Below are 12,944 nucleotides of genomic sequence, written 5' to 3' on the forward strand. Positions count from 1 at the left end.
CGCCATACATATTATCAAACCGTTCTTACGGCCTTTTTTGGCTCCTCGCCGTTACTTATTAGAAGCTGAACACTGATCATAATAAGAATAACGGCAATCATCGTGACAAAAGCTAATGTGAAGCTGCCGCTGCTGTCATGGATCAATCCTATGACGAGCGGTCCCATTGCACCTATGAGGTAGCCGCCGCATTGTGACATCGCCGCCCAAGCGCCTGCTTCCTTGGCAGTTTTTGTCTCAACGATCGGAAGCATTAAAGCTAGCGGGAACAAGCCGCCGGCTCCAATGCCAAGAAATACGACTGCAACCATAATCGGCAAATGAAATAAAAGCATCAGCACGCCAACAAGCTCGCACAAGCTGCATAAGACAAGAAATAATTTCCGATTACCAAATCGCGATACGATTGCAGGCAATGTCATCGAGACCGGTATCTGCATGATGGTAAAGACGGTAAGAATCATCGCGGCGCTCGTTTTATTGTAACCGAGACTTTGCGCAATCGGTGCGATCCACGCCGTTATCGAATAGAACATACAAGCCATTAGGCCAAAGAAGAGCGTTAAAAGCAGTGCCCTTTTATTTTTGAGCGGCAGCCGTGAATGCTCCTCCTGCTGCTGCTGCTCCTCGTTGTTCTTGCGCTGCAATAGTGCTACCCAAAAAACCAAAGCCAGTACACCGAGCACAGCCCAGCATGCAAGCGTAATTGTCAAGCTATGATTGCTCCGCGTGTAGATAGGGATGGAAAGCCCAGAAGCGATCGCAGCGCCTACTGTCATGGATACGGAATAAACGCTCACAACACCCGGCTTGCTCGGAAAATGCTTTTTAATATAACCTGACAGCATAGGGCCCGCAAGTCCGATTCCGATGCCGGCAATAAACGCGGTCAAGATCAGTATCGTAACTGAGCTATAAAGTCCTCGCAGCGCAGTTGCAGCCGTAATAAGAAGAAGAGCCGAAAAAATCGCACGCTCCAGTCCTAACCAATCACGAATACGGGTCGCCAGCGGCGCAAATATTCCCATACATAATACCGGAAGCGTCGTTAACAGGCTTACTGCAAGACCGCTCATGCCAAGCGTTGACTGTATGGTATCCAATAGTGGAGCTACGGAGGTTATCGCAGGCCTCAAATTTAAGGAAGCTAAAAATAGGGCAAAAAGTAAATAAAACGTTCGCATCATTCTCTCTCCTGTCTCTGTTTAAACACCTTGTGTACTCTGAGTATAGTGACCCTAATTACATTGATCAATACTATTATTTCTATTATTATAATAGTAATAAACTATCATTGGGGGGCGAGCTCATGGACACTCGGCATATTCACTATTTTATGGCTGTATGCGAGCATCTGCACTTTACAAAAGCAGCCGATCGTCTTGGCATCAGTCAGCCTACGCTCAGCCAGCAAATCAGAGTGCTTGAAGGTGAGCTTGGCATGCCGCTCTTCGATCGTATCGGCAAAAAAATAGTGTTAACCGAAGCCGGCGAACTGCTGCGCTTGCATGGCGGAAAAATGATTCAAGCGGAGCAAGACGCCAAAAATGCGATACTCGAATTGCTGGCTGGTGAACGAGGAAACATCCGCCTTGGCGTTCTTCCTTCGGATCTCGATTTCCAGCTCGTTCCGTTGTTCATCTATTTTCATGAGAAATATCCATCCATTCAACTGCAAGCCTTTTCCACAATCCGCGTCCAAGAAGAGGTTCTCAGCAACAATGTGGACATCGGCATCGGCTTAAAAAGCGCTCCTGACCCCAGGCTAATTCAAATGCCGCTTGGTTCAGAACCATACCATTTGCTGGTATGCTCTACAAATCCTTTAGCTGACAGAAAACAAATCGAGCTTCAGGAGCTTCAGCATATTCCGCTCGTCATGTACCCGCTTGGTTATCTAGGCCGCGATCTGGTGGAGGAAGCATGCAGGGAGCTAGGCTTCTCACTCTCTACCGTTATGGAGACAAGCTCTGCTACGTCGCTGCTGCAGCTCGTCCGAGCAGGCATAGGGGCCACCGTCCAACCTGAGCATCTTCTCAGAGGCGTAACTGTCCAATCCGGCCTTGTTTCCATTCCGATCATAAACCGCCCCCCTTTCCGCCATTTGGTGCTCGTATATCGCTCTGACCGGTTTATAAGCCACGCTCAAAAACAGCTTGCCGCATGGCTCACTTCCTTTTTTCAAAATGATCATCAAAGTTCAAGTGACAACAATGCCGACTCTGCCGGATTAGAAAACAAAACCCGAAAGACAGACACCATTTAAAATGGTGTATCTTTCGGGTTTTCATTTATTCCAATTAAAAACCCCTTAAATAGCAATGGAAAAACCAATCGGTTCTTTCATTGCTTATTTTAAGGGGTACTCTACATTTCGGTATCAAAAATTTTAGATTTAGTAAAGAGTCAAATACTGATCGCGTTCCCATTGGTGAACTTGCGTGCGGTACATGTCCCACTCGATTTCTTTCAGCTCGTAGAAGTGTGCAAGCGCATGGTCGCCTAGAGCATCGCAAACGATGTCGCTTCTTAGCATTTCATCAAGAGCTTCCTTCAAATCAAGCGGCAAGCTTGGAATACCAGCATCCTGACGTTCTTCCTCTGTCATGATGTAGATGTTGCGGTCTGTTGGAGCCGGCAACGGAAGCTTGTTCTGAATGCCGTCCAGACCTGCTCTTAGCATCACAGCAAGAGCCAAATATGGGTTAGCCGCCGGATCTGGATTACGAACCTCTACACGCGTGCTAAGACCGCGTGAAGCTGGAATCCGAATCATTGGCGAGCGGTTGCTTGCAGACCAAGCGACATAACAAGGCGCTTCGTAGCCTGGAACAAGACGTTTGTATGAATTGATTGTAGGGTTCGTAATAGCTGCCATCGCACGAGCGTGAAGCAAAATACCAGCCATGTACTGACGGGCAACTGTGCTAAGGCCCAGCTTGTCCTTCTCATCGTAGAACACGTTTGTTTCGCCTTGGAACAACGATTGGTGGCAGTGCATACCGGAACCATTTACGCCGAACAACGGTTTTGGCATGAACGATGCATGCAAGCCATGCTCGCGTGCAACTGTTTTTACCACTAGCTTAAACGTTTGAATTTGGTCAGCTGCTTTAATCGCATCTGCATATTTAAAATCGATTTCATGTTGTCCCGGTGCTACCTCATGGTGGGAAGCTTCAATTTCAAAGCCCATCTCCTCAAGCGTCAGCACGATTTCACGGCGACAGTTTTCACCCATATCCATCGGCGCGAGGTCAAAGTAACCGCCTTGGTCATTAAGCTCTGTTGTCGGCTCGCCGCGCTCATCGGTTTTGAACAAGAAAAATTCCGGTTCTGGACCAACGTTCATTGCTGTGTAGCCAAGCTCTTCCGCTTCCTTCAAGGCACGTTTCAAAATACCGCGCGGATCTCCGGCAAACGGCGTTCCGTCTGGCATATAAATGTCACAAATCAAACGGGCAACGCGATCTTGTGTTACCCATGGGAATACAACCCAAGTATCTAAGTCGGGGTACAAGTACATGTCTGATTCTTCAATACGTACATAACCTTCGATGGATGAACCGTCAAACATCATTTTGTTGTCAAGAGCTTTCTCAAGCTGGCTGACTGGAATTTCAACGTTTTTAATCGTTCCTAGTAGATCCGTAAACTGCAAACGGATAAACCGAACATTTTGTTCCTGTGCTATACGTCTAATATCGTCTTTAGTGTAACTCACAGAATCATCTCCTTAGTTTGCGAATCATGGGTTATAAAAGTAAAACTAGCGCTTATTTAAGAAACGGGTCAACTGACCTTGAATAAGCGACGCTTGACCCGGCCTTTTCTCAAGCAATTGCTGCTTCAGCAAACGGTGCAGCTGCTGATCGGAAAGCTCGCGGCGCTTCACTTCCGATTGCTCGCTGACGATCGTTGCGTCATCCGACTCTTTCGATACCGGATTCATCACTTGCTTGATGCCTGCGATGTTAACGCCCTTCTCGATCAATGATTTTATTTCCAAAAGCCGTTCTACGTCATTAAACGAAAATAACCGTTGGTTTCCTGCCGTCCTTGCAGGTACGATCAATTCATGCTGCTCGTAATACCGGATTTGCCTTGCCGTTAAATCCGTCAGCTTCATCACGATGCCGATAGGGAATAAGGCCATATTTCTGCGAATATCATCAGCCATGTCGCATCAACCTTCCAGTCGCTCATTTATATGTCCATTCTATATGTTACAACGCAAACGTGTCAAGTTATGTAAGGTTTAATCACAATTAAACCGCTATCCACGAGCCGATATAACGCAGTTAGAACACCGTATTTTGCATGAGCGTAAGTAAGGCCGCCTTGCATATATGCAATGTAAGGTTCACGTATAGGCGCGTCAGCTGACAGCTCCAAACTGCCGCCTTGAATGAACGTACCTGCCGCCATTATAACGGCATTCTCATAACCGGGCATGTCCCAAGGTTCAGGCACGACATGGGAATCTACCGCCGCCGCCTGCTGGATGCCTTGCACGAATGCGATCAAATGCTCTGCTTGTCCGAAACGGACTGCTTGAATAAGATCGGTTCGAGGCTCATTCCATCTTGGCTTCGTTACAAATCCGAGCTCCTCGAACAAGGCTGCAGCTAGAACGCTGCCCTTGATCGCTTGTCCCACCAAGTGAGGCGCCAAAAACAGTCCTTGGAACATAGGGCGAAGCGTGCCTAACATCGCGCCAACCTCGCCGCCGATGCCAGGCGCAGTCAACCGATATGCCGCTGCCTCTACTGCAGCAGTTGTTCCTGCAATATACCCCCCCGTTTCGGCCAAACCGCCTCCGGGGTTTTTGATAAGCGAACCCGCCATTATATCTACGCCGACCTGGGTAGGCTCTAACAGCTCTGTAAACTCACCGTAGCAATTATCAACGAAAACAAGCACATCGGGTTTCAGCGCTTTGACACGTTTGACAATTTCGGCAATCTCAGCAACGGTAAAAGAAGCTCTCCAATCGTACCCGCGCGAGCGCTGAATCCCGATTACCTTCGTCTCATCTGTAATCGATTGCTCGATACGTTCCCAGTCAAGACCTCCGTCTTCTTGCAACGGAACCTCTGAATATTTCACTCCCCAATCCTGCAAGGAGCCGGTTCCGTCACCCGGCTTGCCAATCACCTTATGAAGGGTATCGTAGGGTCTTCCCGTGACATATAGAAGCTCGTCCGACGGCCGAAGCACACCGAACAAAGCACAGCTGATCGTATGCGTGCCGGACACAAAATGAGGCCTAACGATCGCAGCTTCCGCCCCCATCACGTCCGCATAGACGAGATCGAGAATTTCACGGCCGCGATCATTATAGCCATAACCCGTTGAGCCGGTAAAATGAAAATCACTTACTTTATGACGCTGAAACGCTTCAATAACTTTCCACTGATTTCGCTCCGCTATCCGATCAACGCTGCGAAAAGCTTCTGCAGCAAGCTCCTCGGATCGCTCTGCAAGCTGCTCGAGATGCTCCCAAAGCTTCTGATTCTCATGTTGCAAACTCATTTGATCTCTTCTCCTTCAACGTTTTGCTCAGCAAAACTTACTGCTCAATAAATTGTTTCAATCGATGCCCATGCTGTTCATACTCTTGTTTGCTAACATGTACAGTTAGCCGAAGCGACTGTTCATCGATCTCTTGATTAATAACCTCACCGCTGCGATAAGCGAGTGCGATAAGATCGCCGCGCTCAGCTGGTACGATGAACGTTAGCGTATCCCCGCTCAGCTTATCTTGAATGGTCTGCCTTAAAAGCTCAAGATCCTCCGCATCATAAGCGCTGATCACGAGGTTATCGCCGCCGGTGATGGGCAAATCCGCCAATGAACCGTCATTTATGCACATATCCTTTTTATTATAGACCATTACATAGGGCTTATCTGCGGCGCCAAGGTCGCCTAATATTTTGTTAACCACCTTAATTTGTTCATCGCGCATCGGCGAGCTGCTGTCAATAACATGGAGCACAAGGTCGGCCTCGCATACTTCCTCCAAGGTCGCACGGAAAGCGGCAACAAGGTCATGCGGCAAATTTTGAATAAAGCCTACCGTATCCGTCAGTACGATTTCTCTGCCGTTAGGCAGCTCGAGCGTCCGCGAGGTGGGATCTAGCGTAGCAAACAACTGATTCTCAACGTAAACATCCGCATTCGTCAGCTCACGGAGCAATGTCGATTTGCCGGCATTCGTATAACCAACCAATGCAACTTGGATGGCGCCTGATTTTTTGCGGCGTTCGCGGTGCAGCTTCCGGTGGCGGACAACCTCTTCAAGAACAGTCTTGAGATCAAAAATCCGATCACGAATATGACGGCGGTCAGTTTCAAGCTTAGTTTCCCCCGGCCCACGAGTACCGATGCCGCCGCCTAGACGCGATAGGTTTTTGCTTTGCCCAGATAGGCGCGGCAGCAAATAGCTGAGCTGTGCGAGCTCAACTTGGATAATACCTTCACGCGTTTTGGCACGGCCAGCAAAAATATCCAAAATCAACTGCGTCCGGTCGACGATTTTTAAATCCAGCGACTCTTCGAGATTGCGAACCTGAGCGCCGGAGAGCTCCTGATCGAATATTGCCGTTGTCGCCCCAAGCTCATCAGCCAGCGCTTTAACCTCCTGCACCTTGCCTTTGCCGATAAACCATTTGGAGTCGGCTGTTTCTTTATTTTGCGTAATGGTGGTTAGCACTTCAACGCCTGCTGTCTCGGTTAGCTGCACCAACTCCTGAAGCGACATCTCCGGGTCGCCGCCCTTACGCTTATCGTTATTTGTAACTAAGCTTATCAGTATCGCTTTTTCAACCATATTGGGGTTGGTATCGAATGTTTTCTCGCTCATCTCATACTCCTTCTAAACTACGCCGTCATTATGTCTTTGTGTCCCACTTCAAATCCTCAGGCCTGATCGTCATAAGCTCCTGCTTCGCAGGAACGGAACTGGCGTATTGCGTAAGCAGGCGAACGGCCTGATACCTGATCGACTTCTCAATAGCATTTCTAACATATCTGGCATTGCTGAAGGAGAACATGGTGCTTAGCTTCTCCTGCATCAGATGCTGCCTTAATTTAAATATGGTCTGCGGGAGCAAAATATAGTCACGATCCTTGGCCATCAGCTCGCTGATCTGTATCAACTGATCAACCGAATAATCCGGAAATTCGATCTGGATCGGAAAGCGTGACGGCAGCCCTGGATTCGTCAGCAAGAAGTCCTCGATCTCGGCAGGATAACCTGCGAGGATCAGCACAAATTGATTTTTGTGATCTTCCATCGCTTTGACCAATGTATCAATGGCTTCCTTGCCAAAGTCCTTCTCCCCGCCGCGGGCGAGGCTGTAGGCTTCATCCACGAACAGCACGCCGCCGATCGCCTTGCGGACGAGGTCGCGTGTCTTCTGCGCCGTATGGCCAATATATTCGCCAACAAGATCCGCTCGTTCCACCTCGATTAGATGCCCCTTCGCTAGGACACCCATCTTCTGAAAAAGCTTCGCCACGATACGGGCAATCGTCGTCTTCCCCGTCCCCGGATTGCCCTTAAAAATCATATGGTACACATGCGAGCCGCCAAACAGCCCCGCTTCGGAACGCATTCGGCTAATATAAAGCAAAGCATATATTTCGTACACAAGTGACTTCACGTTTTCCATGCCAATCATCGGCTCAAGCTCTTTCTGAATATCGGCATAATGATCTACGCCTGGCAGCGGCTTGACAGCCGGCAGCGGGTCAGCCTCGAGCGCATGCGCAGATGCGCCTAATTGAAATGTCTCTTGACTTCTAAGGACCACATTAATTTGCCGGGAAGGCCTTGCGGTGCCATTTCCGGGGCCTGATATGACGTGTCCACTCATCTGTCGCATCACCTATCCTTTGCATCAAAAGCTGTAGCGGCTAAACCGCACTACAAGTTTATTCTACCTTGCGGCAGCATATTAGCAGATTTACAGCGATGAATCCGAATAGGGAATTCCAAAAGCGAGAAGCAGCGAGTCGAGCCTCCATTTCGTAAATGCTAGTACCTCGCGTGACTCGTTGTATACCGGATTTAGGACCTTCGATTTGGTTGCAGCGACTTGAAAAGGCTTGAAATCAAGCTTTTTGGCAATCTCCTTAGAACGGGCTGCATGGTAATCATGTGTAATAACGATCAAATCGGTCAGCTTATGCTGCTCGGCAATGCTCTTGCTGAACGATAGGTTTTCGTACGTGCTGGTCGCTTTGTTTTCTAGCAACAGCTTGTCAGCTGAAATACCTTTTGCAATGAGATAGTCGCGCATGCCCTCTGCTTCCGTCTTCACCGAACCGTTGTTATCCAAGCCGCCGGACAAAATAAGCTTGTCCACCAATCCCGTATCGAATAATCGGTATGCGAAGTCCAGCCGTTCCTTAAGCGCTGGACTTGGTACGTCATTCCATAAAGCGGCCCCCAGCACAATGCCGGCATCCGCCTTGACTAACTGCTTATCCATGGGAAAACCATTAATTAACCATAATAAATATCCGCACCAAAAGACGCCTGCACAGATGGTCCATGCAACAACACGAAACAGGAGCAGCCACGGATGACGCTTTTTCGTTCGTTTCCGCGATCTGCTCCTCCTGCCTGTTGCCGTATTCATGATTCGCTTAACTCCCCGGTTCGCTCAAGCAAGCTCTTACGGTGTTTAAGGCTAAGCGTAAAATAACGGAATCTGCCGTTGCGAATGCTCGAGAGCAATTTACCGGCCGTTTTTCGAGCGAGTGCCACATCCTTGCCATTCACATCACCCTGCCTATGCGCGTCTTCGAGCTCATCCTCGTCCATGAGGAACACTTCTCCGCTTGGCAGTACGACTACGTCCAAATAAAGATCATCGAACCAAGGTACCTGCTGATCCGTTAAGCCTTGCGTTTTGCATACATCGATATACCACTGCACGACGCGTCCTTTATCATCAAACATCGTCGTTACGACAAAATGCTCGCCTCGTGGAAAATGCTGCATCCATAAGTAGCCGCGATCGGCCAAACAAAGTCTCCGTCCGTTATATTCCTTCCATAACGGCTCACGCAATTCATGAATCCGGTAAAACGTTACGAGCCCTTTGAACTCATCGCCGTCAAGCGCTAGGCACGAATAGCTTTTGCGCAGGATACGCCGCCAGTTAGCCCGGTCTGAAAATTTTCTCTTCATACGGAACGTACCTTTCCGTTCATTTAGGAAAAGCTTGCCAACTCATGCATAGCTTTTCCTTGCTTTGATTGAACAACGAACAACTCGTGATTAACGACAGTTGAAATTTACCTATAAAAAAAGATTACCATATCTTAACGTCCATCTCCAGCCGACCGGCAAAATAAACCAAGCTCTCCGTCCCAAAACAAAAAAATACCGCCACGAATGGGCGGTATTTTTGTTTATTGCTCAACGATTTCAATCGCTTGAACCGTAATATTTTCGGCAGGGACATTGTTTTTCAAAGGTGTCTTCGAAATGGCTTGGACGGTGTCCATGCCGCTCTTCACTTTGCCAAAAATCGTATAATTCGGCTCCCGGTTCAAATTGGAAGCGTCGGGCCCCGTGCATATGAAAAACTGGCTGCCTCCTGAATTAGGCTTGCTGGCATTTGCCATTGCGACGACGCCTTCTTCGTACTTCATCTCCGTATTAAGCTCATCCGGAATAGAATAACCCGGCGTACCCGTCCCATTGCCCTTCGGGTCACCGGTTTGAATCATAAAGGATTCGATTATACGGTGAAAGGACAACCCTTCATAAAAGCCTTCGCGGGCTAGAAACACAAAATTGTTCACCGTTACCGGCGCTATATCCGCGAACAGCTCCACCGTAAAGTCGCCTTTTGAAGTTTGAAACTTCGCTAAGTACGATTTATCGAGATCAATCTGCATTTCCGGCATCTTGTCCCAGCTCATCGTCTTAGCCGAAGCTTCTGCGCTTTTCCCAGAACCGCTTTTGCCGCAGCCTGACATTAACAGCACAACTGCGACAACTGCGATCAAAAAAAGGAATCGCGTTTTCTTTCTAATCACCATTACTAACCACCCGTTCCTTGCGTATTGCCGCCGGTTTCAGAGTTTCCTAAAGCATTGGTGCTGTTGCCGTTACCATCGCCATTTCCAGGAGTCGGTGTTGGACTTGGATTAATCGTTCCAGGATTTTCCGTTTCCCCTGGCTGCTCCGTTCCATCGCTAGGAGGAGGCGTAACTTCACCTTCTCCCCCATCGATTGGAGGGGTTATTTCACCACCATCGGGATTGTTCGGATCCGGTTCCATCGGAATGTCAGGAATTATTTCCGTCTCTGGAATGACAACTTTAACTTTCTGGGATGGCGGGCTTTCCTGATCGTTCTTGGCATCATAAGCAACGACATAATATTCATAGGTCATGCCCGGGAACGCACTCATATCGTCAACGCTAGTTGAAGGCGTATCTACAAAATGAATAAATTCACTCTCCGACGCTTCCTTGCGGAACACTTGATAAGTGACTTCTCCATCCTTATAAGCGTCCCATGACAACTGAACTCTTGTCTGTTCTGGAATATATGCCGCATTAAAATTCGTAATAGCTGCCGGCGGCTTATTTTCTTTAATGCCTTGCGGTTTAACAAAGTTCGACTTCGGTACATCCTTCATTGCGGACTTCATAACCTTAGAGAACATGGATGCGGCTTGACTGCTGCCAGTCTTTAGGATGTGTTCCTTATTTGTCTTATCGTATCCCATCCATACCGATGCTGTCCACTCCGGCGTGTATCCGACAAACCAAGCATCACGAATACCCGAGCCTGTGTAACCTGGAATACCGTGCTGCGTTGTACCTGTTTTACCCGCTAGCGGACGGTCGATTGCCGCACGTGTACCCGTACCGCCCTTCTGAACGACCGTTTGCATCATCTCCGTCAGATAATAGGCTGTATCGGCAGACATAAGCTGCTTCGATACTGGGGCTTTATAGACGTAAGGATTGAATTTTTTGCCTTCGATCTTCGTGATCGCATGCGTATCAACAGACTTCCCGCCATTTGCAAAAACACTGTATGCGGTAGCCATTTGCATTGGCGTGGCACCCTTCGTCAAACCACCAAGCGCGGCCGTCAAATTGCGATCATCTTTCTCCAATGCAAAGCCAAGCTTGCTTGCAAATGCAAAACCGCTTTTAAGGCCTACTTGGTTCAACATCCAGACAGATGCCAGATTTCGCGAATCCTTAATCGCTTGCTGCATCGTGACCGGAGTCGCTCCCCATCTATCCGTGGGACAATAGCTTCCGTAACATTTTTTGTCATTGGCAAGCACGGTCCATGGGTAGTACTCGCCTGTTTCAAGCGCTGGTCCATATGAAATGATCGGTTTAAAAGCAGAACCTGGCTGACGCGGAACTTCAACGCGGTTGAGCCCCTTCTTGACGTAATCCCTGCCGCCTGTCAGCGCCTGGATCGTGCCGTCACGGTGATCAATAATAATCATCGCGCCTTCAACCTGCTGCTCATCCTTGCTCTTTTCAAAGTTTTCATCGTTGTCGAACTGCGTATCCATCGCGTTTTGCGCTTGCTGGTTAAGCGTAGTATAGATACGGTAGCCTCCGATCCGAAGCTCTTCCTCGGACATTTTAGTTTTCTCTACCGCTTCCTCAACAACGTAATCGATAAAGGCTGGATACTTGTCCGTGTTTCTCTCATCAAAGTTTTTCGGAACCTCGTATACAACCGCTTTAGCTTCCTCCATCTCGGCCGCCGTTATATAGCCTTGATCGTACATAAGCTTGAGTACGACCGCTCTCCGGTTCATGGAATCCTCCGGATGCATGATTGGATTGTAACGGTTAGGCGCCTTCGGCATAGCCGCAAGCGTTGCGATCTGCCACAGCTCGAGCTTGTCGAGGTCAGTGTCAAAATAATATCTTGCCGCTTCCTTCACGCCGTGTACCCTTTTGCCGAAGAAGATCCGGTTTAAATACATGCCTAAGATTTCTTCTTTGGACATCTTATGCTCTAGCGCCACTGCAATAGAGGCTTCAGTCGCTTTACGGAAAAACGTTTTGTCCGCCGTCAAAAACACGTTTTTGGCTAGCTGCTGCGTAATCGTACTCGCGCCCTCTACTGCGCTGCGTGCAATAACGTCCTTCACCACTGCTCGCCCGATAGCAAAAAAGTCGATGCCCGAATGCTCATAGAAGCGTTGGTCTTCCGTTGCGACAATCGCATTAAGAAGCTGCTTAGGCATTTCAGAAAACTCTGCTATCTCACGGTTTTCATTCGGATCAGACAGTCTGGCAATCTCTTCGCCTTTCGCATCGTAGATAATGGATGCTTCGCCGAACACCAGCTTATTGGCATTTTCAGTCAACACCCGCTCACCGTTTAACACAATAAGCAAGTAACCGATAATGCCGCAAATGATTGCGATTACTGCAGTAAAGAATAAACCATAAAACCATTTTTTTCCCGATATCCTTTTTTTCTTCTTCTGTTTCGGTGCAGTCTTGCTGCGTGGTCGTTCAGCCATTGCCGACTCCCCTCCTGTTGTTCCAAAGTTCTTCTATCTATTTTTGCCACAAAACGACAAGAGCAACCCAGCTTGGAGCGGGTTGCTCTTGCATGCCGCTATCTAGTTAAACGATACACGTTGTTAGAAAGTTTCACTATTGCTCTTGCCTATGATTCGGAACCGCTATGATCCTGCTGCATAAGAGAAACGTTCCGCTGCGGGGTAAACGTCGAAATAGCGTGTTTATATACCATTTGTTGACGACCTTCGCTGTCGATGATGATCGTGAAATTATCGAACGCTTTAATAACGCCCCGAATTTGAAAGCCATTCATTAAAAAAACCGTAACCGGTATGTTGTCTTTGCGAAGCTGATTCAGAAACGTATCTTGAATATTGATCGATTTGTTCATTGGACGTTAC

12 protein-coding genes are annotated in these 12,944 nt (G+C 48.3%); 1 reads left to right on the plus strand and 11 read right to left on the minus strand.

Going from position 1 to position 12,944, the window contains the following annotated elements; all coding sequences use genetic code 11:
* Positions 1-14: 14 nt before the first annotated feature.
* A complete protein-coding gene (locus tag A7975_RS06010) occupies positions 15-1,184 on the minus strand; it encodes an MFS transporter (protein ID WP_483295906.1) in 1,170 nt (389 codons plus the stop codon).
* Positions 1,185-1,309: 125 nt separating this feature from the next.
* Here A7975_RS06010 and A7975_RS06015 point away from each other — a divergent pair, with 125 nt between their 5' ends.
* A complete protein-coding gene (locus A7975_RS06015; RefSeq protein WP_063846100.1) occupies positions 1,310-2,266 on the plus strand; it encodes a LysR family transcriptional regulator in 957 nt (318 codons plus the stop codon).
* A gap of 129 nt (positions 2,267-2,395) precedes the next feature.
* Here the strand turns inward: A7975_RS06015 and glnA are convergent, their stop codons facing one another.
* The 10 genes from glnA to hfq form a co-directional block, all read right to left on the minus strand.
* On the minus strand, positions 2,396-3,724 hold the full coding sequence (gene glnA / locus A7975_RS06020) for a type I glutamate--ammonia ligase (protein WP_053376246.1): 1,329 nt from the start codon (positions 3,722-3,724) through the stop codon (positions 2,396-2,398).
* A 45-nt stretch (positions 3,725-3,769) separates the two neighbouring features.
* Positions 3,770-4,180 (minus strand): MerR family transcriptional regulator, encoded by a 411-nt coding sequence (locus A7975_RS06025; protein ID WP_053376247.1) that lies wholly within the window; start codon positions 4,178-4,180, stop codon positions 3,770-3,772.
* A gap of 62 nt (positions 4,181-4,242) precedes the next feature.
* Complete coding sequence (locus tag A7975_RS06030) at positions 4,243-5,535, minus strand: methionine gamma-lyase family protein (RefSeq protein ID WP_065384485.1); 1,293 nt, start codon at positions 5,533-5,535, stop codon at positions 4,243-4,245.
* 37 nt (positions 5,536-5,572) lie between these two features.
* Complete coding sequence (gene hflX, locus A7975_RS06035; RefSeq protein WP_053376249.1) at positions 5,573-6,865, minus strand: GTPase HflX; 1,293 nt, start codon at positions 6,863-6,865, stop codon at positions 5,573-5,575.
* A gap of 28 nt (positions 6,866-6,893) precedes the next feature.
* On the minus strand, positions 6,894-7,880 hold the full coding sequence (locus A7975_RS06040) for an AAA family ATPase (protein ID WP_053376250.1): 987 nt from the start codon (positions 7,878-7,880) through the stop codon (positions 6,894-6,896).
* Between the two features lie 90 nt (positions 7,881-7,970).
* A complete protein-coding gene (locus A7975_RS06045) occupies positions 7,971-8,648 on the minus strand; it encodes a YdcF family protein (protein ID WP_065384486.1) in 678 nt (225 codons plus the stop codon).
* A complete protein-coding gene (locus tag A7975_RS06050) occupies positions 8,645-9,202 on the minus strand; it encodes a ribonuclease FAU-1 family protein (protein WP_053376252.1) in 558 nt (185 codons plus the stop codon). Before A7975_RS06050 ends, A7975_RS06045 begins: the two co-directional genes overlap by 4 nt.
* Before the next feature lie 224 nt (positions 9,203-9,426).
* Complete coding sequence (locus A7975_RS06055; protein ID WP_065384487.1) at positions 9,427-10,062, minus strand: peptidylprolyl isomerase; 636 nt, start codon at positions 10,060-10,062, stop codon at positions 9,427-9,429.
* Between the two features lie 2 nt (positions 10,063-10,064).
* Positions 10,065-12,539 (minus strand): penicillin-binding protein 1A, encoded by a 2,475-nt coding sequence (locus A7975_RS06060; protein ID WP_065384488.1) that lies wholly within the window; start codon positions 12,537-12,539, stop codon positions 10,065-10,067.
* A gap of 149 nt (positions 12,540-12,688) precedes the next feature.
* A complete protein-coding gene (gene hfq, locus A7975_RS06065; RefSeq protein WP_053376254.1) occupies positions 12,689-12,934 on the minus strand; it encodes an RNA chaperone Hfq in 246 nt (81 codons plus the stop codon).
* Positions 12,935-12,944 lie beyond the last annotated feature (10 nt).

Source organism: Bacillus sp. FJAT-26390 (assembly GCF_001682865.1).
In the GTDB taxonomy this organism is placed as follows: Bacteria; Bacillota; Bacilli; order Paenibacillales; family Paenibacillaceae; genus Pristimantibacillus.

What these genes read in the sequence shown, in the direction of transcription:
- A7975_RS06050 (WP_053376252.1), bottom strand. Translation starts at nt 9,202, where the DNA reads ATGAAGAGAAAATTTTCAGACCGGGCTAACTGGCGGCGTATCCTGCGC.
- A7975_RS06030 (WP_065384485.1), bottom strand. Translation starts at nt 5,535, where the DNA reads ATGAGTTTGCAACATGAGAATCAGAAGCTTTGGGAGCATCTCGAGCAG.
- A7975_RS06025 (WP_053376247.1), bottom strand. Translation starts at nt 4,180, where the DNA reads ATGGCTGATGATATTCGCAGAAATATGGCCTTATTCCCTATCGGCATC.
- A7975_RS06015 (WP_063846100.1), top strand. Translation starts at nt 1,310, where the DNA reads ATGGACACTCGGCATATTCACTATTTTATGGCTGTATGCGAGCATCTG.
- hfq (WP_053376254.1), bottom strand. Translation starts at nt 12,934, where the DNA reads ATGAACAAATCGATCAATATTCAAGATACGTTTCTGAATCAGCTTCGC.
- A7975_RS06045 (WP_065384486.1), bottom strand. Translation starts at nt 8,648, where the DNA reads ATGAATACGGCAACAGGCAGGAGGAGCAGATCGCGGAAACGAACGAAA.
- A7975_RS06060 (WP_065384488.1), bottom strand. Translation starts at nt 12,539, where the DNA reads ATGGCTGAACGACCACGCAGCAAGACTGCACCGAAACAGAAGAAGAAA.
- A7975_RS06040 (WP_053376250.1), bottom strand. Translation starts at nt 7,880, where the DNA reads ATGAGTGGACACGTCATATCAGGCCCCGGAAATGGCACCGCAAGGCCT.
- A7975_RS06055 (WP_065384487.1), bottom strand. Translation starts at nt 10,062, where the DNA reads ATGGTGATTAGAAAGAAAACGCGATTCCTTTTTTTGATCGCAGTTGTC.
- A7975_RS06010 (WP_483295906.1), bottom strand. Translation starts at nt 1,184, where the DNA reads ATGCGAACGTTTTATTTACTTTTTGCCCTATTTTTAGCTTCCTTAAAT.
- hflX (WP_053376249.1), bottom strand. Translation starts at nt 6,865, where the DNA reads ATGAGCGAGAAAACATTCGATACCAACCCCAATATGGTTGAAAAAGCG.